At 59.3% G+C, this 20445-nt stretch carries 19 protein-coding genes; 13 read left to right on the top strand and 6 right to left on the bottom strand.

Features of this window, described 5'->3' with window-relative positions:
- The first annotated feature begins 60 nt into the window (after positions 1–60).
- From obgE to modC, 7 genes are all read left to right on the top strand, one after another.
- Positions 61–1143 carry a GTPase ObgE gene (obgE, locus tag RGCCGE502_RS23945; RefSeq protein WP_016556785.1) on the top strand — a complete coding sequence of 361 codons (1083 nt, stop codon included), beginning with the start codon at positions 61–63 and terminating at the stop codon, positions 1141–1143.
- The gene (proB, locus tag RGCCGE502_RS23940; RefSeq protein WP_016556784.1) at positions 1130–2299 is read left to right on the top strand and encodes a glutamate 5-kinase; all 1170 of its coding nucleotides are present in this window, start codon (positions 1130–1132) and stop codon (positions 2297–2299) included. The genes obgE and proB overlap by 14 nt, the downstream gene beginning before the upstream one ends.
- Positions 2292–3575: a glutamate-5-semialdehyde dehydrogenase gene (locus tag RGCCGE502_RS23935; RefSeq protein WP_016556783.1), complete on the top strand. Its 1284-nt coding sequence runs from the start codon at positions 2292–2294 to the stop codon at positions 3573–3575. The genes proB and RGCCGE502_RS23935 overlap by 8 nt, the downstream gene beginning before the upstream one ends.
- A gap of 37 nt (positions 3576–3612) precedes the next feature.
- The gene (locus RGCCGE502_RS23930; RefSeq protein ID WP_244441790.1) at positions 3613–4206 is read left to right on the top strand and encodes a nicotinate-nucleotide adenylyltransferase; all 594 of its coding nucleotides are present in this window, start codon (positions 3613–3615) and stop codon (positions 4204–4206) included.
- A gap of 470 nt (positions 4207–4676) precedes the next feature.
- Positions 4677–5462, top strand: a complete 786-nt coding sequence (gene modA / locus RGCCGE502_RS23925) for a molybdate ABC transporter substrate-binding protein (protein WP_016556781.1) — start codon at positions 4677–4679, stop codon at positions 5460–5462.
- A gap of 72 nt (positions 5463–5534) precedes the next feature.
- Positions 5535–6236: a molybdate ABC transporter permease subunit gene (gene modB, locus RGCCGE502_RS23920; RefSeq protein ID WP_016556780.1), complete on the top strand. Its 702-nt coding sequence runs from the start codon at positions 5535–5537 to the stop codon at positions 6234–6236.
- Positions 6233–7300, top strand: a complete 1068-nt coding sequence (gene modC / locus RGCCGE502_RS23915; protein WP_016556779.1) for a molybdenum ABC transporter ATP-binding protein — start codon at positions 6233–6235, stop codon at positions 7298–7300. Before modB ends, modC begins: the two co-directional genes overlap by 4 nt.
- On the opposite strand, the gene RGCCGE502_RS23910 is transcribed toward modC, so the two are convergent.
- Entirely contained in the window at positions 7301–7672 is a 372-nt protein-coding gene (locus RGCCGE502_RS23910; RefSeq protein ID WP_016556778.1) for a winged helix-turn-helix domain-containing protein, read from the bottom strand.
- 206 nt (positions 7673–7878) lie between these two features.
- Between RGCCGE502_RS23910 and rsfS the strand changes: the two genes are divergently transcribed.
- From rsfS to RGCCGE502_RS23880, 6 genes are all read left to right on the top strand, one after another.
- Complete coding sequence (gene rsfS, locus RGCCGE502_RS23905) at positions 7879–8322, top strand: ribosome silencing factor (RefSeq protein WP_016556777.1); 444 nt, start codon at positions 7879–7881, stop codon at positions 8320–8322.
- Between the two features lie 118 nt (positions 8323–8440).
- Entirely contained in the window at positions 8441–8923 is a 483-nt protein-coding gene (gene rlmH / locus RGCCGE502_RS23900) for a 23S rRNA (pseudouridine(1915)-N(3))-methyltransferase RlmH (protein WP_016556776.1), read from the top strand.
- Between the two features lie 120 nt (positions 8924–9043).
- Positions 9044–10498, top strand: coding sequence for a murein hydrolase activator EnvC family protein (locus tag RGCCGE502_RS23895; protein WP_016556775.1), 1455 nt, complete (start codon positions 9044–9046; stop codon positions 10496–10498).
- Positions 10488–11810, top strand: a complete 1323-nt coding sequence (locus RGCCGE502_RS23890) for a S41 family peptidase (RefSeq protein ID WP_016556774.1) — start codon at positions 10488–10490, stop codon at positions 11808–11810. Before RGCCGE502_RS23895 ends, RGCCGE502_RS23890 begins: the two co-directional genes overlap by 11 nt.
- Before the next feature lie 81 nt (positions 11811–11891).
- Entirely contained in the window at positions 11892–13094 is a 1203-nt protein-coding gene (locus RGCCGE502_RS23885) for a divergent polysaccharide deacetylase family protein (protein WP_016556773.1), read from the top strand.
- Positions 13095–13107: 13 nt separating this feature from the next.
- Positions 13108–13641 carry an RNA pyrophosphohydrolase gene (locus tag RGCCGE502_RS23880; RefSeq protein WP_016556772.1) on the top strand — a complete coding sequence of 178 codons (534 nt, stop codon included), beginning with the start codon at positions 13108–13110 and terminating at the stop codon, positions 13639–13641.
- Between the two features lie 36 nt (positions 13642–13677).
- On the opposite strand, the gene bfr is transcribed toward RGCCGE502_RS23880, so the two are convergent.
- Genes bfr through RGCCGE502_RS38270 form a run of 5 tightly spaced genes read right to left on the bottom strand, consistent with a single transcriptional unit; the run spans position 13678 to position 20417 of the window.
- Positions 13678–14163 carry a bacterioferritin gene (gene bfr / locus RGCCGE502_RS23875; RefSeq protein ID WP_007528518.1) on the bottom strand — a complete coding sequence of 162 codons (486 nt, stop codon included), beginning with the start codon at positions 14161–14163 and terminating at the stop codon, positions 13678–13680.
- Positions 14129–14569 carry a (2Fe-2S)-binding protein gene (locus RGCCGE502_RS38275; RefSeq protein WP_081647304.1) on the bottom strand — a complete coding sequence of 147 codons (441 nt, stop codon included), beginning with the start codon at positions 14567–14569 and terminating at the stop codon, positions 14129–14131. The genes bfr and RGCCGE502_RS38275 overlap by 35 nt, the downstream gene beginning before the upstream one ends.
- A gap of 16 nt (positions 14570–14585) precedes the next feature.
- On the bottom strand, positions 14586–18017 hold the full coding sequence (locus tag RGCCGE502_RS23865; protein ID WP_016556770.1) for an error-prone DNA polymerase: 3432 nt from the start codon (positions 18015–18017) through the stop codon (positions 14586–14588).
- Positions 18017–19462, bottom strand: coding sequence for a Y-family DNA polymerase (locus RGCCGE502_RS23860; protein WP_280114305.1), 1446 nt, complete (start codon positions 19460–19462; stop codon positions 18017–18019). Before RGCCGE502_RS23860 ends, RGCCGE502_RS23865 begins: the two co-directional genes overlap by 1 nt.
- A gap of 10 nt (positions 19463–19472) precedes the next feature.
- Positions 19473–20417: an ImuA family protein gene (locus RGCCGE502_RS38270; RefSeq protein ID WP_016556768.1), complete on the bottom strand. Its 945-nt coding sequence runs from the start codon at positions 20415–20417 to the stop codon at positions 19473–19475.
- Positions 20418–20445 lie beyond the last annotated feature (28 nt).

The following is a 20445-nucleotide window of genomic DNA, read 5'->3' as shown; positions in this document are numbered from 1 at the left end:
AACCGCCTATATCGAAAGCGGCAAGAGGGGCGATGAACAGCCACCGGACATGGAAGTAAAATGAAATTTCTCGACGAAGCAAAGGTCTATATCAAGTCCGGAGACGGCGGTGCGGGCAGCGTCTCGTTCCGGCGCGAGAAATTCATCGAGTTCGGCGGCCCGGATGGCGGTGACGGCGGACGCGGCGGCGACGTCTGGGTCGAGGCGGTCAATGGCCTCAATACGCTGATCGATTTCCGCTACCAGCAGCACTTCAAGGCCAAGGTCGGCACGCACGGGATGGGCAGGGACCGTACCGGGGCCAATGGCGACCACGTGACGCTGAAGGTGCCTGTCGGCACGCAGATTTTCGAGGAAGACCAGGAAACGCTGATCTGTGACCTCACCGAGGAAGGCCAACGCTTCCGGCTCGCTACCGGCGGCAACGGCGGCTTCGGAAACGCGCACTTCAAGTCCTCGGTCAACCAGGCGCCGGACTGGGCCAACCCTGGTCTTCCTGGTGAGGAAAAGACGATCTGGCTGCATCTGAAACTGATTGCAGATGCCGGTCTCGTCGGATTGCCGAATGCCGGCAAGTCTACGTTCCTTGCGGCTGTCACTCGCGCCCGGCCGAAGATCGCTAATTATCCCTTTACGACATTGCACCCGAACCTGGGCGTGGCGACCGTTGATGGACAGGAGTTCATCCTTGCCGACATTCCCGGGCTGATTGAAGGCGCACATGAAGGTGTCGGGATCGGTGACCGCTTCCTCGGCCATGTCGAGCGCACGCGCGTATTGCTGCATCTCGTATCCGCGCAGGAAGAGAAAGTTGGCAAGGCCTACACGACCGTGCGCCGCGAACTCGAGGCATATGGCGGTGATCTTGGCGACAAGCTGGAGATCGTCGCTCTGTCGCAGATCGATGTTCTCGACGACGACACGTTGAAGAAGAAGACCAAGGAGCTTGCCAAGGCCTGCGGCAGGACGCCGTTCCAGATTTCCGCGGCGACGGGCAAGGGCATGACGGAAGTGTTGCGCGCCTTGCGGGATGTCATCGTCGAGGCGAATGCGGGTACAGCGGAAAAACTCGCGAAGGCACCGAAACTCCGCCACCGCGATATGGTGTCGGATGACGAAGGCGAGGCCAATGACGACGCGTAAGTCGCTCGAGCGCTATCGCCGCGTCGTCATCAAGATCGGTTCGGCCCTCCTCGTCGATCGCAAGATGGGCCTGAAGAAAGCATGGCTTGACGCGATGTGCCGCGATATTGCGGTCCTGAAGGCGAAGGGCGTTGATGTCCTCGTCGTTTCCTCCGGTGCGATTGCGCTCGGTCGCTCCGTTCTCGACCTGCCTTCGGGTGCCTTGAAGCTCGAGGAAAGCCAGGCCTCGGCGGCCGTCGGCCAGATCGCCTTGGCGCGCGCCTGGTCCGAAAGCCTGTCACGGGACGAGATCGTTGCCGGCCAGATTCTCCTGACGCTCGGCGATACCGAAGAGCGTCGTCGCTATCTCAACGCGCGTGCCACTATCAACCAGCTTCTGAAGATCGGCGCGGTGCCGATTATCAACGAGAACGATACTGTTGCCACCAGCGAAATCCGCTACGGCGACAATGATCGCCTAGCCGCGCGTGTCGCGACGATGACCGGCGCTGATCTGCTGATTCTGCTCTCCGACATCGACGGGCTCTATACGGCACCGCCGCACCTCGATCCGCAGGCTGAGTTTCTTCCCACGATAGCCGAGATCACGCCTGAGATTGAAGCCATGGCAGGGGGGGCGGCATCCGAGCTGTCGCGGGGCGGCATGCGTACAAAGATCGATGCTGGAAAGATCGCGACGACGGCCGGCTGCGCCATGATCATCGCATCAGGCAAGACGGACAGCCCGCTCTCGGCAATCGAGAACGGTGCGCGGTCCTCGTGGTTCGCGCCTTCTGGGACCCCTGTCACGGCCCGGAAGACCTGGATTGCCGGCCAACTGCAGCCGGCGGGCGAACTTCACGTCGACGAGGGCGCTGTTGCCGCGCTCGGCGCCGGCAAGAGCTTGCTGCCAGCCGGCGTGCGCAGGGTGGTCGGGCTTTTCAGCCGCGGCGATACCGTGGCGATCGTCGGCCCGCACGGTCGGGAGATCGCCCGCGGGCTTGCCGGCTACGATGCCGAAGAGGCACGGCAGATTACCGGCCGCAAGTCGACGGAGATCGAGGCAATCCTCGGCTACGCGGGACGTGCGGCAATGATCCATCGCGACGACATGGTGATGACGTCGCAGATCGGTTCGAAATCGGAAAGGCAGAAGAAGGACACAAGCTATGCTTGATACCGTTGCGCAGAGCCCTGACATTGACGCGCTGATGAATGACATCGGCCGCAAAGCCAAGGCTGCCGCGCGACCGTTGGGCTTTGCGTCCACCGAGGCGAAGAACAAGGCGCTGAACGCCATGGCCGATGCGATCCTCGACAACAAGGATCATATCCTCGCCGAGAATGCGAAGGATCTGAAGGATGTCGCCGGCACGGACATGCTGGCATCCTTCGTTGACCGCCTCACCCTGACTGACAAGCGTATTGCCGAAATGGCTGACGGGATCCGCGCGATTGCGGCCCTCAAGGATCCGGTCGGCGAAGTGATCGCGGCCTGGGACCGGCCAAACGGTTTGAAGATCGAGCGTGTCCGTACGCCTCTTGGCGTTATCGGCGTGATTTTCGAGAGCCGCCCGAATGTGACTGCGGATGCGGGTGCCCTGTGCCTGAAGGCCGGCAACGCCGTCATTTTGCGGTGCGGTTCCGATTCCCGGCGTTCGTCGCAGGCAATTCATGCCTGCCTCGTGCAAGGCCTGAAGGCTGGCGGACTGCCGGAGCACGCCATTCAGCTTGTGCCGGTGACCGACCGCGCGGCTGTCGGCGCAATGCTCCGAGGACTGGATGGCGCGATCGACGTTATCGTTCCGCGCGGCGGCAAGAGCCTTGTTGCGCGCGTCCAGAACGAGGCGAGGGTGCCTGTCTTTGCGCACCTCGAAGGGCTTTGCCATATCTATGTGGATGCCTCGGCCGATCTCGGGATGGCCAAGGAGATCGTCGTCAACGCGAAAATGCGGCGCACGGGTATTTGCGGTGCGGTCGAAACGATCCTCATCGACAACGCTGTCGCCAGCACCCATCTTCGTCCGCTGTTGGAAGCCCTCGCAGGCGCCGGTTGCGAGATCCGCGGCTCGGCTGCCGTCGTTCAAGCGATGCCCGGTGTGAAGGCTGCGACCGAGGAGGATTGGTCGACGGAATACCTGGACGCCGTCGTTTCGGTTACCATTGTCGATGGCATTTCGGGTGCGATAGAGCATATCCAGACCTATTCCTCCAACCACACCGAGGCGGTGATTGCCGAGAATCCCGATGTGGTTGAGCGGTTTTTCACTGAGGTCGATTCCGCGATCCTGTTGCACAACGCATCGACGCAGTTCGCCGATGGCGGCGAGTTTGGCATGGGTGCCGAGATCGGCATCGCGACCGGCAAGATGCATGCGCGCGGCCCGGTCGGCGTCGAGCAATTGACATCCTTCAAGTATCGGGTGCGCGGCACCGGACAGACCCGGCCCTGACGTGATCAACGACGAGATCGACCGACCTTATCTTCGCATGCCGCATACGGAGCGCGGCATGGTCGTCGGTCTTTTCGGCGGCTCCTTCAATCCGCCGCATGACGGGCATGCGCTGGTTGCCGAAATCGCGATCAAGCGGCTTGGCCTCGATCAGTTGTGGTGGATCGTTACGCCCGGCAATCCTCTCAAGGATCGTAGGCATTTGCTGCCGCTTGCAGAGCGGATCGCCTTGAGCGAGTGTCTTGCCCGACACCCCTCGATCAAGGTCACGGCGTTCGAGCGCGATTTTGCGACGAGCTTCACGGCCAACACGTTGGCGCGCGTCAAGGCGCGCAACCCGCATGTCCATTTCATCTGGATCATGGGGGCGGATAGCCTGAAGACGTTCCATCTGTGGCAGCGCTGGCAGGACATCGTCAACACGTTTCCGATTGCCGTCATCGACCGGCCGGGTTCCACGCTGTCGTTCCTCTCGTCGAAGATGGCGCGGACGTTCGATTTCGCTCGTATTGACGAGGATGATTCTCAAGCCCTCTGGAAACGGCGCGCACCTGCCTGGACTTTCATACACGGTCCGCGCTCGGGCCTCAGCTCGACCGATATCCGCGCCACGAACGGCGCCTTGAAATAGTTGGATTTTCCGGGATCGAACAAACGAAAAGCCCGACGGGGGAGGAGATCCGTCGGGCTTCGTAAACTTGATCGACAACTGGGAGGAGGAGTGTTGCCGATCCATATCAAACGACTTTGGGAGGAGGAGATCGTCGTTTGATGAGTGTGTTGTACCACATTCTTCGGATTTTTAAAGCTAGCGTATTGCATTGCAGCAATGCGTATACGGCATATCTCTCGACAGAAGTCATTTCTGTGATGCCCATTTCTTTTGCATTCTCAAGGATTTCGGCCAAGCCTCCGCGTTTTTGGCACGCACTTATGCGGAATTTCAGCTCCTTTAGCGGACGGTGGTGCCCAGCCATGCGCTTCACGAATGCGTGAAGTCCTCCGATTGAGCAAAATGGTTATGCCCTCGAAAATATAACGGTAGCCAAGGCGCTGGCTACGTTATATTTCTCCGGATATTGCGAAACTCGGGGAGAGATCATGTACAGTCGCCGCCAATGGATCAACGTTGCCGCCGCTACCATTTCGGCGGTTCTTTTAGGTGTTGCAGCAACGCCGGCAATCGCCGCGGAGAAGGTTACCGTTTTCGCGGCAGCCAGCTTGAAGAACGCCCTTGATGCGGCGAATGCCGCCTGGGCGAAGGAAGGCGGCAAAGAAGCGGTTGCTTCCTATGCTGCGAGTTCGGCGCTTGCAAAGCAGATTGAAGGCGGTGCGCCCGCCGACATCTTCATGTCGGCCGATCTGGACTGGATGGACTATCTCGCAAAGAAGAACCTGATCAAGGCCGACACTCGGTCAAATCTCCTCGGCAACAAGATCGTACTTGTCGCACCCAAGGATCACGCCAAGCCGGTCGACATCAAGAAGGGCTTCGACCTTGCTGCTCTGCTCGGCGATGGCAAGCTCGCGATGGGCGAGGTCAAGTCTGTTCCGGCCGGGAAGTACGGCAAGGCGGCGCTTGAGGCGCTCGGCGTCTGGCCTTCCGTCGAAGGCAAGGTAGCTGGGGCGGAGAGTGTTCGGGCGGCACTTGCTCTGGTCTCGCGCGGTGAGGCACCGTACGGCATCGTCTATCAGACCGACGCGTCTGCGGATCCGGGCGTTGCGGTTGTTGGAACCTTCCCGGCGGATTCGCACCCACCAATCATCTATCCGATTGCTGTGCTCTCCGAGAGCAAGAACCCGGATGCCGCTGCTTACCTGGAATTCCTGAAGTCGGAAAAGGCGGCCCATTTCTTTGCCGATCAGGGTTTCACCATCTTGAAATGATTGCGAATTTTCGCACGAGGACTTAGCGTGAGAAGGCCCGTCCGACGGGCCTTCTGTTTTTGGAGAAATGGCTTGAACGCACTCGGCCTGAGCGATGACGAATGGACAGCAATTTTGCTCAGCCTGCGCGTGTCAGTGGTCGCGATGCTGGCGAGCCTGCCGTTCGGGATCGGAGTAGCCCTTTTGTTGGCGCGCGGGCGGTTTTGGGGCAAATCTGTTCTCAACGGTGTCGTTCATCTGCCGCTGATCCTGCCGCCGGTGGTCACGGGTTTCATCCTGCTGATTCTCTTCGGGCGACGCGGACCGATTGGCACCATCCTCGATCAATATTTCGGCATTGTCTTTTCGTTTCGTTGGACGGGTGCGGCACTTGCCTGCGCGGTCATGGCCTTTCCCCTGATGGTGCGCAGCATCCGGCTCTCTATCGAAGCGGTTGATCGAAAGCTGGAGGAGGCGGCCGGCACGCTGGGTGCCAGTCCGTTCTGGGTCTTTTTGACCATAACGCTGCCGTTAACGCTGCCGGGAATCATCGCCGGAATGATCCTTTCCTTTGCCAAGGCGATGGGGGAGTTCGGGGCAACAATCACCTTCGTTTCCAATATTCCGGGGGAAACACAGACACTCTCGGCCGCGATCTATTCCTTCACGCAGGTTCCCGGCGGTGACGCCGGTGCTCTGCGGCTGACGCTCGTCGCAGTCGCCATCTCCATGGTCGCCCTACTCGCGTCGGAGTTTTTATCGCGCATCGCCGGTCGGAGGATCGATCCGGAATGACGCTCGTTGTGAACGCAAAGCAGCGTCTTGGCGCGTTTTCGCTCGATGCCGCCTTTACCTCGGAACGCGGGATCACCGCGCTGTTCGGCCGGTCCGGTTCCGGTAAGACGTCGATGATCCGCATCATCGCCGGGTTGACACGACCCGATAGAGGGCAGGTTATCCTCGACGGGCAGACGATGACGGACACCGACCGGCGGATCTTCGTCGCGAAGCACCGCCGAAGGTTCGGGTATGTCTTTCAGGAAGCACGACTGTTTCCGCATCTCAATGTTCGCCACAATTTATCCTATGGCAAATGGTTCGCCAAAGCTGCCGGCTCGCCGGAGGGCCTGGACCGCATTGTTGCGTTGCTCGGTATCGAAAGCCTGCTTGAGCGCCGACCCGAAAAGCTCTCAGGTGGCGAAAAGCAGCGCGTGGCGATTGGCCGGGCCCTGCTCTCGGCTCCTCGTTTGCTGTTGATGGACGAGCCGCTGGCGGCGTTGGATGATGCCCGAAAGGCCGAGGTCATGCCCTATCTCGAGCGGTTGCGCGACGAGATGGACATTCCGATCGTCTATGTCAGCCATTCGATCGCCGAGGTAGCACGCCTTGCCAATCAGGTCGTGGTCATGCGGGACGGCAAGGTCGAGGCGGTCGGCTCGGCGGCGGACGTGCTCAGCCATCCGCCCTCTTCGTTCGAGCGACGCGAGGCAGGTGCGCTTCTCGAAGGAAAAGTGGAGAGCGTCGACCCCCGGCATCGCATTGCGACGATTGCCCTGAAATCGGCGAGACTTCACATCCCGGGAGCGATGTTGGTACTGGGCAAGACCGTTCGGGTGCGGATCCCCGCGCGCGATGTGATGCTCGCAATGAAAAGGCCCGAGGCTTTGAGTGCTCTCAATGTCCTTGAAGGTCTAGTTCAGGCCATGACTCAGGCCGACGACGCGACAATCGACGTGCTCGTTGATTGCGGCGGAGATCCAATCCTTTCCCGGATTACCAGCTTTTCGGCAGAGCGGCTGGGCCTGCGAGTCGGGGTGCCGGTTTTCGCCGTCATAAAGACGGTTGCCCTAGAGCCGTGATCAGCGACTGTTTTGGGTCGATCGGTTGGCCTCCAGCCATGCCAGGTCATCCGCGAGGGTCGCCTTCATGACTTGTTCCATCTTTCGAAAGCGGGCAAGCAGTTCGTCGCCAAATGGCGTCAGTGTCGCCCCGCCTCCCTTTTGCCCTCCCCTTTGCGATTCGACCACGGGCTCGAGGAACATCCTGTTCATGTCGCTGACCAATAGCCAGGCGCGACGATAAGACATGTCCATCGCCCTGCCGGCTGCGGAAATCGATCCTGTTTCCCTGATGTGCTCGAGCAGCTCCATCTTGCCGCGCCCGAGCCGGTCTTCATGGGGAAAGCTGATGCGGAGAATTGGAGTAAGGGTTTCTACTGAGGGGCTTTTCATGGCGGGGGTCTTCGCGGTCGGAAACGGAACTTACTTTACGTGCGGGCGGAAGCACTGTACACAGCCGGCAACATACAGTCTTCCATCTAAAGATGAGTTCTCGTACCAAAGCGGATATTCACGCTTTGTGATTGTGCGCGTCTTGAAACGTTAATGGTTTGGTGCCTATCTTAACTATGATTTGGTCACCCAAATCAGTGATGTGCATGTTTTGTCATTCCGAGAAAGGGAAAGCACTGACAACAGTACACGCCAAGGGAAAAACGCTTGCCGTTGTCCCGAAGAGCCCGGAACGTGGCGCCGATGCTGCCGCCCGCGCCCTGCACGCCGTCCTCACAAGTCTTGAGGACTCTAAGGCTGAAGATATCGTCACTATCGACATTGCTGGAAAATCGGCACTGGGGGACTTCATGGTCGTCGTCTCCGGGCGCTCGAGCAGGCATGTCATGGCGATCTCCGATCACCTGTTGACTGATCTGAAAGACGAGGGCCTTGGAAGCGCCCGTGTCGAAGGTCAGGAAGGCGGCGATTGGATCCTGATCGACACCGGTGATGTCATCGTTCATGTCTTCCGTCCTGAAATACGCGAGTTCTACAACATCGAAAAGATGTGGGCCGCGCCCGATATGGACGAAGAAACGGTGCACTAACAGGCTGCCTGGACGCTGTGTCCGGTGCCTGATAGACGGCAATTCAATTGGGCCGGATGATGGGATCCGGCCAGGTGGCATATGTGCGCCGCCCTATGCCGAATTGCAGGAGCGGATAATGCGTGTTGGTCTTTTTGCAGTGGGGCGGCTGAAGTCAGGCCCCGAGAAGGACCTTGCGGGCCGCTATTTCGATCGTTTTTCCAAGGCTGGTCCCGCTGTCGGCCTCGAATTCTCCCGTGTCGCCGAAGTTGCTGAAAGCCGCGCGTCGAATGCCGATACGCGCAAGCGCGACGAAGCGGCAATGCTGCAAAAGTTGCTGCCCGACGGGAGCGTCCTCATCCTCTTGGATGAGCGCGGCAAGGCGCTGGACAGCGAAGGCTTTGCAAATCTCCTAGGAAACTATCGCGATCAGGGAAAGCGCGACCTCACGATCGCCATCGGTGGTGCTGACGGTCTCGATCCGTCGCTGTACGATCTTGCCGAAGCCACGCTTTGCCTCGGCAAGATGACCTGGCCGCATCAGCTGGTTCGTACTCTGATTGCTGAGCAGCTATATCGAGCCGTCACGATCCTTTCCGGCCATCCCTACCATCGCGTTTGATGGGCTCCGTTGCTCACGCGAGCGTGTCCATCCTGGGGCGCGCAAACCCTCAATCGATCTGGCAAAGAATGTCAAATCAGCTTAATCTCCGCGCGATTTGAAAGGGATCTCGAAGCTCATATGCCGACGCGCGTGTTCAAGCCAAAATACGTCATTTTGTCGGCCCTGGCCGCAGGCTTGAGCATGTCTGTGGCGGCAGTTGTAAGCCGCCCCTTCGCCGCCAGCGCCTTCGCGCAAGATGCGCCGGAAGTTGCAGGGATGTCGCCGGGCGATGCGCCTACTGTGGCAGGTGCAACCGTTGCCCAGCCGCCACCCGATCCGGCGGCCGACCTTGCGAAGAAGCGAGACGAGACGCGAGCCGAGCTTGATGCCTTGTCGAAGAAGATAGGCCTCTCATCCGACAAGGTTGCCGAGTTGGAGAAGAGCATCGCGGATCTGGACAAGAGCAGCGGCAGTGTTCGTCAGGCGCTGATCGATTCTGCGACGCGGCGCAAGGCACTCGAGAAGCAGATTTTGGAGAGTGAGAAGAAGCTTGCCGATCTGGGCGTGAAGGAAGATACGGTTCGGCGTTCCCTGTATGAACGGCGCGGCTTGCTGGCGGAGGTGCTAGGGGCCTTGCAGCGGATGGGCCGCAATCCGCCACCTGCCCTGCTCGTCACACCCGACGATGCGCTCGCCTCAGTGCGCAGCGCGATCCTGCTCGGCGCCGTGGTTCCCGGCATTCGAAAGGAGACAGACAAGCTCGCTGGCGATCTCGCTAACCTTTCTGCATTGCAAGCAGCAAGTGCTGCGGAAAAATCAGCGCTCACCACGACGATGACGAACAACATCGAAGAAGAGCGCCGCATGGATCTGCTTCTTGCCGAAAACGAGAAGCTGAGCCGCAGCAGCGCCGCAGAACTGAACGCGGAGAAGAAGCGCTCGGAAGATCTTGCCAGCAAGGCGACAAGCTTGGAGGGTCTGGTGGCATCGATGGAAACCGAGATTGCATCGGTGCGCGAAGCCGCGGCTGCAGCTCGGCAGGCCGAGGAGAACCGCAAGCTCCTGACCGAGGAGCAGCGTGCCCAGGCCAAGGCGCTCGCGGAGAGCGGTGTGCCTGATAAAAACCGCATTGCGCCCGCATATCCCTTCGGAGAATTGAAGGCGAAGCTGGAATTGCCTGTGGCAGGCGATGCTCTCCGCCAGTTCGGCGATGCCGACGGAACCGGCCATGAGGCATTGGGAATGACGCTTGCCACCAATCCGGAAACGGTGGTTACCGCTCCCGCAGATGGCCTTGTTGTCTATGCGGGCGCATTTCGCAGCTACGGCCAAATGATCATCCTAGACGCCGGCGACGGCTATCATCTCGTCCTCTCCGGCATGGAGACGATCAGCACGCGGCAGGGCAAGTTCGTCTTCGCTGGCGAGCCGCTTGCCGCAATGGGTGCAAAAAGAGTGGCGAGCGCGACTGCATTGGCGCTGGAAACCAACCGTCCAACGCTTTACATTGAATTTCGAAAAGATGGAAAACCGGTCGATTCCCGGCCTTGGTGGACCGCTAAAGACACTGGAAAGGCACGCAATGATTCGTAGGGCTTCTCTTGTTCTGGTCGGCGCATTGATGGGTGCGACCGCGATGAGCGTCATCTATTCGGCGGGCGTGCCTGCGGAAGCAGCTGGAGCCTCCACCTATAAGGAGCTTTCCGTTTTTGGTGACGTCTTTGAGCGCGTGCGCGCACAGTATGTGACGCCGCCGGCCGAGGACAAACTCATCGAAAATGCCATCAACGGCATGCTGTCCTCGTTGGATCCGCATTCGAGCTACATGAATGCCAAGGATGCAGCCGACATGCAGACCCAGACGAAGGGTGAATTCGGCGGCCTCGGCATCGAGGTCACGATGGAAGATGAGCTTGTCAAGGTCATCACCCCGATCGACGACACGCCTGCGGCAAAGGCCGGCGTTCTTGCTGGCGACTACATCTCCGAAATCGACGGTCAGTCGGTTCGCGGCCTGAAGCTGGAAGACGCTGTCGAAAAGATGCGTGGTCCGGTCAATACGCCGATCAAGCTGACGTTGATCCGCAAGGGTGCCGACAAGCCGATTGAGCTGACGATCGTCCGAGACGTTGTTGCGGTCCAGGCCGTTAAGTCGCGCGTCGAGGATGATGTCGGTTATCTGCGTGTCATCTCCTTCACGGAAAAGACCTATCCCGACCTCGAGAAGGCGATCGAGAAGATCAAGAAGACGGTCCCGGCCGACAAGCTGAAGGGCTATGTGCTCGACCTTCGCCTGAACCCCGGCGGTCTGCTCGATCAGGCGATCCAGGTATCGGATGCGCTGCTGCAGCGGGGCGAGGTGGTGTCCACCCGCGGCCGTAATCCGGACGAAACCCGCCGCTTCAACGCTGGCCCGGGTGATCTGACGGACGGAAAGCCGGTGATCGTTCTCATCAATGGCGGTTCGGCGTCCGCTTCGGAAATCGTTGCCGGTGCGCTGCAGGACCTCCGCCGTGCGACGGTGCTCGGCACGCGTTCGTTCGGCAAGGGCTCGGTCCAGACGATCATCCCGCTCGGCGAAAACGGCGCGCTGCGACTGACGACTGCACTTTACTACACGCCGTCGGGCCGCTCCATCCAGGGCACCGGTATCACGCCCGACATCAAGGTCGAGGAGCCGCTGCCGGATGATCTGAAGGGCAAGATGGTCACCGAGGGCGAGTCCAGCCTGCGCGGGCACATCAAGGGTCAGAGCGAGACGGACGAAGGCTCCGGCTCGGTTGCTTATGTTCCGCCGGATCCGAAGGACGACATCCAGCTCAACTACGCGCTTGACCTGCTTCGCGGCAAGAAGACCGATCCGGCCTTCCCGCCCAATCCGGACAAGGCCGTCAGCGCCAAGTAATTGCAATTTGAGGCGTCAGGCCGGATGGTATGTCCGGCCTGACGCCTTTTTTCTGTCCTGATTCTCAAGCGGAAAAGAAGTTTGAATACCGATCTGCACGCCCCTCTGGGACAGAACCGAAAGGCCAAGCGCCAGCGGCCGGGTATTCTGCGCACCGGGCGCGTTGTCGCCGGGATTTGTCTCGTGCTGATCGGGGCGTCATCGCTCTACACTGCGTTTCGCGGTGACGGATTGAAACGAGAAAAGCCGCCGGTGCAAAACCAGACGGCTGCCCCACCTTCTGAGACAGTTCAAAATCAGGTGCCGCCGCAGCCCCCATCCGCTGCAGCTCCTGGCATGGCGCCATCCGGCCCTAGGTCGGGCGCGAATGTGGAGCAGATGGTCACCGGCGACGGATCGGTGGTCACGAAATACTCCCCAAGACAACGCGATGGAAATGGTCCAGTACTGGTCGATGCCTCGCAGATCGGACAGGATCCACGGGTGGCAGCCTTGCCGAACGACGCGCTTCTGGAGGAGACGCCATTTGGGCGACTGCCGATCGTTGGGCCGGACGGACGGCGCCCGATGGAGCAGTATGCGCGGCCATGGTCGGGCGCTCACGGAACACGCATCGCGATCGTTGTCAGCGGTCTCGGGCTTAGCCAGACGGGCACGCAGCGGGCCATTCAACAATTGCCTGAGGAGGTCACGCTCGCCTTTGCCGCCAGCGGCAACAGCTTGCAGCGCTGGATGCAGGAAGCGCGTCGTGGTGGCCACGAAATCCTGTTGCAGGTTCCGTTCGAGCCTTTTGATTATCCGGCAAACGATCCTGGACCGGATACGCTCCTGACCTCGACATCGGCTGCGAAAAATATTGAAAACCTGCACCGGGCGATGGGCGAGATCACCAACTATACCGGCATCATGAACTATCAGGGCGGGCGCTTCCTTTCCGACCCCAATGCCATGGAGCCGGTTATGCGGGACATCGGAAAGCGCGGGCTGTTGTTCCTTGATGACGGAACGTCAGCTCAGTCCAAGACCGCCGCGATCGCCAAAGGAACAGAAACGCCCTACGCGTTCGCAGATGTTCAGTTGGACAAGCAGCTTGACGTGAACGCCATCATCCAGAAACTGGACGAGCTGGAGCGTGTTGCAAAGCGCAACGGCCAGGCGATCGGCGTCGCTGCTGCTTTCGACGAGAGCATCGACGCGATCGCGCAATGGACGCAGGAAGCGGCGATGCGAGGCATTGAGATCGTTGGTGTCGCAGCACTCACCAATGATCTCAAAAGACCTTGAATAGAGAGAGCCGATGAGCAAGCCGATCGTCAAAGCCGAGGACCTGCCGTACCGCCCCTGTGTCGGCGTCATGATCCTCAACCGCCAGGGCCTCGTGTGGGCAGGGCGACGGATTCCGGAAGAGAATTCCGAGTATGATGGATCGCCGCAGCTTTGGCAGATGCCGCAGGGCGGCATCGACAAGGGCGAGGATCCGCTTGAGGCGGCCTACCGCGAGCTTTACGAGGAAACAGGCATTCGTACCGTGACGCTGCTCGCCGAGGCGCGGAACTGGATCAATTATGATTTGCCGCCCCAGCTGATCGGCATTGGGCTGAAAGGCAAGTTCCGCGGCCAGACGCAGCGCTGGTTCGCGTTCCGCTTCGATGGCGATGAAAGCGAGGTTGCAATCAATCCGCCGCCAGGCGGGCATGCGCCTGAGTTCGATGCTTGGGAGTGGAAGCCGATGGAGAGCCTGCCTGGTCTTATCGTGCCCTTCAAGCGGGCTGTCTATGAGCAGGTCGTCGACGAGTTCAGGCACTTGGTGGATTTGAGTGCCGCAGAGTGAATGACCGACGGCCGGGGCCGCCGGTCACGATTGGGATTACTCGGCCTCGTTGGCGGAGTCGGCGTTGAGTTGGCCGTACTTCGATTCGCCGATCTTGCCGAGCAGCTCCAGCTGTGTTTCGAGGAAGTCGATGTGGCCTTCCTCGTCCGCGAGGAGTTCTTCGAAAAGCTTCATCGAGACGTAGTCGCCGGCCTCATGACAGATGTCGCGTGATTTCTTGTAAGCCGTGCGCGCATCGTATTCGCCGGCAAGGTCGGCTTCCAGAACTTCCTTGACGTTCTGGCCGATACGAAGCGGAGCGAGGGTCTGGAGATTGGGATGGCCTTCGAGGAAGATGATACGTGCAACCAAGCGATCGGCGTGGTGCATTTCCTCGATGGACTCGGCCCGCTCCTTCTTGGCTAGCTTGGTGTAGCCCCAATCTTCAAGAAGTCGGTAGTGGACCCAATACTGGTTTACGGCGCCGAGTTCGAGAAAGAGGGCCTCGTTAAGCCGCTCGATGACTTTTTTGTCGCCTTTCAATGTCCGCTCTCCTGTTTTCTTCGTGGAATTCTCTGAGGCGGGACATGAAATCAAATATTTCGTCGTCCGTCGAGTGGTGACGGGCGTGATATTCTTCGGTTGTCTGGATGATGATATCGACCACATTCGGGAAGCAGCCGCAGCAACGGCCCCGCTTTTCCATGGCGTGGTAGACCTTTGCTGGAACAATGAGCTGCCAACAGTCCTGATCGAGAAGCTCATTGATGACTTCCCTGATTTCGTGATCAGTTATGTAGTTGCAGCTGCAGACAAGCACGGCATCATTCCAAACATGACATTCACTATCCCCTTTTCTGCAAAAGAAGATGATAGGTGTCAAGAAAAATCGAGTTGCGGGGGTAGTCCATTGGTCGCAGGCCGTGTGGCGCTCGGAACGATTGCGAATCCGCTAGATCGCGATCTCAATGAAAATTGCGGCCCCTTGGCATAATGTTAGCTGTTTCTCTCGCTTCGGAATGGCTTGAAGTCAGCCTCTTCTCCATGGCAGCCTTTTCAAGTGAGTTTGCGAGTTTCCTTTGTCGCGGGTCCATCGTCGGATTGAGCGCTTCGTCCGAACGATCGCTCACGCCGAAGCGACGGGCTTCCTTCTGGAGGATGCCAAGCGCAGGGGTCATATCCTCGATATGGTCGACGACAGTGTGGATCACGCCGCTCTGGCTCTGAAGCTTGCCATATATTTTCACGAGCCGCGCACCCATGACGATCGGGCGATACTTCTCGAAGACCTTCTTCCAGACAATCGCATTGGCAACGCCCGTCTCGTCCTCCAATGTCATGAAGATGACGCCCTTGGCCGAGCCGGGACGCTGACGTACCAAAACCAGGCCAGCGATGGTTACTCTTCTCCCGTTTGGGACGGTCAGAAGATCGACATTCCGCACCACCCCGGCCTTGTGGAACTCGTTACGAAGGAATGAGACGGGGTGGCCTTTCAAAGAAAGCGAAAGGTAGCGATAGTCTTCAACCACCTGTTCACCAGCCAGCATTTCCGGCAGACGCGTCTCAGGCTCGACCTGTAGATCGATGTGACTCACTTGGTCGAACAGAGGGAGTTTTTCAGCGGCGCTTTTCGCATCGAGTGCCCGCACGGCCCAGAGTGCTTCGCGTCGTGATAGTCTTATGGAATGAAAGGCATCCGCATCGGCGAGCCGTTCTATATCCGCTTTATGCAGGCCTGAGCGTAGCCAGAGATCGCGAATCGAGGAATAGCCCTTGCCTCTATTTATGACGAGCTGCTGCATGCTCGCTTCCGAAAGGCCTTTTATCTGCCTGAAGCCAAGCCGAACGGCTCGCTTCGTCCGGATGATTTCCCGCATGGCGGCATGCCGGAAATTAACGGTCCGTCTGTTGAATTCGGCCTCCTCAAGCAGGCAATCCCAATTCGATTCATTGATGTCGACCGGCCGAATCTCAACGCCATGCTCCCGGGCGTCCCGGACGAGTTGAGCTGGGGCATAGAAGCCCATTGGCTGTGAATTCAGCATCGCTGCACAGAAGATGTCGGGGTAATAAGCCTTTACCCAGGAGGAGGCATAGACGAGCAAAGCGAAAGAGGCAGCGTGGCTTTCCGGGAAGCCATATTCGCCAAATCCCTTGATCTGGTTGAAACATTGCTGGGCAAACTCACGAGCGTAACCTTTCGCGACCATGCCTTCGATGAACCGCGTTTCGAAATTGCCGATGGTGCCTGTCCGTTTGAAGGTCGCCATGGCTCGCCTCAGTTGATCCGCTTCGGCTGGCTTAAATCCCGCAGCTGTAATTGCGATCTGCATGGCTTGCTCCTGAAAGAGTGGCACGCCAAGTGTTCGTTCCAAAACCCCCTTCAGTTCCTCGCTCGGGTAAGTCGCTGGGATGCCACGTGCCTCGGCTTCTCTGCGCTTCAGGTATGGGTGCACCATGTCGCCCTGGATGGGGCCTGGCCTGACGATGGCGACCTCGATGACAAGGTCGTAAAACTTTTTTGGCTTCAGACGCGGCAGCATACTCATCTGCGCCCGACTCTCGATCTGGAAGACGCCAAGCGTGTCGGCTCGACACATCATCGCATAGACAGGCTTCTCGTCCTCATGCGTAGCGTTGCCGAGATCGGCGAGCGTCTTCTTGACGTCGTAGTGCAGGAGAAGCAAGTCGAATGCCCGCTTCAGGGCCGTCAGCATTCCAAGGGCCAGGATATCCACCTTGAGGATTCTCAGATTGTCGAGGTCATCCTTGTCCCATTCGACCATGTAGCGTCCGGGCATTGCCGTTTTCATGATTGGAACGACTTCATCCAGCCTGTCCCTGGTGATGACAAAGCCCCCGACATGCTGGGTGAGGTGCCGGGGAAAACTCAGAAGCTCGGATGCATATTTCAGCACGTTCTTGGTCATCGGATCGAAAGTATCGAGCCCAGCGGCTCTTGCTTCCCGCTCGGAGAGCTTCTCATCCGACCAGCCCCAGACCAGGCTGCCGATGGCAGACTGGACATCTTCTGAGAGACCGAAAGCCTTCGAGACCTCGCGACCTGCGGATCGGGTGCGGTAGGTCGTAACCCCCGCCGTCAGACCGGCATGTTCCTTGCCGTACGTCTGATAGATATACTGGATGACCTCCTCGCGCCTCTCGTGCTCGAAATCGACATCGATATCCGGCGGCTCGTCGCGGTCCATCGAGAGGAAGCGGTCGAAAAGCAGGGTGCTCTTCTCCGGATTGACCTCGGTTATCTCCAGGCAATAGCAAATCACCGAGTTTGCAGCGGAGCCGCGCCCCTGGCAGAGGATCCTCCTCTCGTGCCGGGCATACTGGATGATCCGATGGACCGTCAGGAAGTATGATTCATATTGCTTCCGGCGAACGAGATCCAACTCGTATTCGATGTTCTTCTGAACTTTCTCAGGTACGCCGTCGGGGAAGCGCTTTGCTGCACCTGAATTGGTCAGGCGTTCCAGTGTTCCATAAGGCGTTTCCCCCTCGTCATTCTCGGAGGGGTAGTTGTGCTCCAGTTCGTCGAGCGAAAAGGAAAGGCAGCCAAAAAACTTCGCTGTGTTCGTGACGGCGTGCGGATAGTCTCTGAATAGGCGCAGAATTTCGTTGCCACTCTTGAGATAGCGTTCGGCATTCGGAGCCAGAAGAAAGCCAGCCTCGGGAATGGAAACGTGCTCCCGGATCGATGTTACGATATCGGCGAGGGGGCGGCGGGCCGTATTGTGGTAGAGTGGCTGGTTGGTAGCGATCAGCGGGATGCGGCTGCGGTCAGCCAGCATGGAGATGGTCGCAAATGTACGCTTGTCGCGGCCGTCATAGGCGGGGGCGAGCGCCATGTGGATGTTTTTCCGGAAGCGTTTTCTGAACCGCTCCAGACAGGCTTCGAATGCGGCGTGACTGTTCTCATCGGCAATGGACGGGTGCGGAATGATTGCAAGCATCATGTCCTCGCCCCATTCCATCAGATCCTCTTCCGACAGAATGCACTTACCCTTCTCAGCTCTCAGGTTTCCGGCACTCAGCAGCCGGCAAAGATGCGCCCAGCCTTGACGATCTCGGGGGTAGGCAAGAATGTCAGGCGTTCCATCCGCAAAGACAAGGCGGGCTCCCGGCTGGAAACGGATCGGATCGGGAATGATGTCCTTCTTCTCGCGCTCCTCCAGAAGCCCGGCTTTCTTTCGTTCGAACTTCTTCCGGATCGCCTCCGCCTGGGCATGCGCGCGAACGACACCCGCAACCGAATTGCGGTCGGCAATGCCAAGTCCACCAAGCTTCAGAACAGCAGCCTGGACGATCATTTCCTCGGGTTTAGAGGCACCCTCGAGAAACGAGAAATTGCTCCTTGCGCCGATTTCGAAGAAGGCGGACATCAGGCAATGATCCCATGCATGAACCAGCTCTGTGCGGTGTCCCGCTCATAATGGCCCTGGCGATAGATCCAGAAGCGCCGCCCCTTATCGTCTTCGATCCGGAAGTAGTCTCTATCCTCAGCATTCGACCCATCGAGCCACCATTCCATTGCCAGTCGCTCCGGTCCCTCACTTTTCAAAACACGATGCTGCATGCGCCGCCAGTGAAAGCTCGCTGGTGCGCCATCAGGGATTTCGATGGCAAAGGCATCCACCGGTTCTGCATTCCGCAATAACCGGATGGGTCGCTCGTTCCTGGACGGCGGAGGATGTCCTTCCCGGGTTTTCGGGGCGGATAGGTGATCGATTGCCGGCACTGCAATTGTGGCTCTTTCCGGTACGTGGCTCTCCCGCAATTGGAAAGTTTGCAGGCAGTCTTTTCCAAGGCGGGCGGAAACCCGGTCCACGAAGGCAGCAAGAGAGGCATCCTTCTGTTGATGCTGTTCGAAATCACCCTGCAAGGTCACGAAATCTTCGTGCAGGAGCACGTTGAGACGGAGGATCTCGAATCCGTAACCGGCATCGAAATCGTCGTGAATTGCCTGCAGGCGTTCGGCAAAGAGGGCGGCGATGCGCTTGGGCTCCCGTAAGGGCTGTGCTGTCCCGGCAGAAATCCGAAACACCTTGCCGTCGACACGGAACAGCACCAGTTCGAAGATGCGGCCGCCGACGCCACGCGCTTCGAGCGAGGGCTTCAGGGAGATGGCAATCTGATCGGTGAGCGCAAGGATATCGTCTTCGGCTCCGATTGGCTCAATCAGACGACGTTCGACCGAAAGGCTCGCGACGGGCAGGCGCGGAGAGACCGGCTCCTCATCGGCTCCAAGCGCCTGATCGAGCCTCAAGAGCACCGCTCCTCCAAAGCGGCGGGTGAGCGGCGCGCGTGGGGCGGTCAGCAGATCGCCGACATATTTGAGCCCCATCTTGTTCAGGCCTTCTATCGTTTCTTCCTCAAGGCGCAAGGCCGCGACGGGCAGGGGAGCCAGCGCCTGTTCTGCCTCCCCGTGCTCGATGATGCCGCCTTGGCCGAAATGGCTGATGGCCCAGGACAATCCAGGCGAGGAAGAGATGGCGCCGCGGGCATCAATTCCCATCTGGAAGAGCCTTGTGAGAATATCCTTGAGAAGGGAGGCCTCGCCGCCGAACAGATGGGTGCAGCCGGTTATGTCGAGAAACAGGCCATCCACACCGTCGAGAGCGACAAGTGGGGTATAGCGATCGCACCAGTCAGCAATCGCTTCCAGGAAGCGTTGGTTGGCAGCAGGGTCGTCCTCGATCACATCAAGCGTGGGGTAGATGGCGCGGGCTTCGGCGACGCCCATGTTCTTTCGGAGATTGAGGGTTTCGGCTGCCTCGTCGAGCGCTGTCAGCCGCATGGTATTGTTGAGACGGCTAGAACAGACGATCGGTGCGGCTTCAGGACGTCCGCGCGAACGCCAGGAGAGCCCCCATTTCTTTCTTGATATCCGGTCGGTTGGAAGATGCGGAAAGTGGAGTGCCAGAATGCGCTGCGCGTTCGTCTGGAAGGCGAGGGTTGACTGACTGTGAGATGGCGAAAAAACGGCGGTCATGAGGATTCCACTCCAGTAGAAAGGAGAGGGGGGCCGGGTTGCGGCTCTTCTCCAGGGTCAGATGAAAAACCGGATTGCCGATGCTACCGCCCAGCATCGTGCCATCCGGCAAGGGGCGCGCCTGTGCCGGCGCGGGTGCCACAAGGAAGCGGAAGCAAGCGCTGCTGGCCTCTTCCTCTCCAGCCTGCCGCAACAGGAAAAGCGGGCGTTTTACTGCTTTCGCCCGCAAGCTCAAACGGCGGCTCTCCGTCAGGCCGAAGGGCTTCGGATTGCCGCGCACCTCCAGAATTGTCGCAGGAAAGACGCCGCTTTCGATTGCCGCTTCGGCAAGCCAAAGGGCATCTTCAAGCTTGCGTGGACTGGCATAGAAGAACTGGTCCGGTCCCAGACCGAAATCGCGTAAGCCCACGGCGTAGGGGATGCCTGCTTCCATCGTGGAAACCATATCTGCGATCCACAGGATCGGCAGGGATGCAGGGTTCTCTCCCGTCTGGCGCTGCAGCATGGCGGCAAGCGCCAGCACGAAGCCGCTGCCGGCGCCAGCTTCGCGCAAGAGGTCGGAACGAACCTCGGTGATCCCGTCGAGCGGCAGGCCGCCATCAACTGCCTCGTCGAGCGCGGGGATTCCAAGAGGAAGACGCAGGCCACTGTCGTTCTTGGTGGAGAGGTCCTTCTCGGCCAAGGCTTCGCCTTGCGCTGCAGCCAAGGCCGGCGCGGGCTTTCCTTCAAGCTTTGCAATGGTTTCGCGGAGCGCAAAAAGGCGCTCGCGCGTCACGGCCGACTGTGCCATGACGTTCTCCAAGTCTCATATGTTCCTG

The organism is Rhizobium grahamii CCGE 502, assembly GCF_000298315.2.
In the GTDB taxonomy this organism is placed as follows: Bacteria; Pseudomonadota; Alphaproteobacteria; order Rhizobiales; family Rhizobiaceae; genus Rhizobium; species Rhizobium grahamii.
This window is presented reverse-complemented; position numbering and strand designations above follow the sequence as displayed.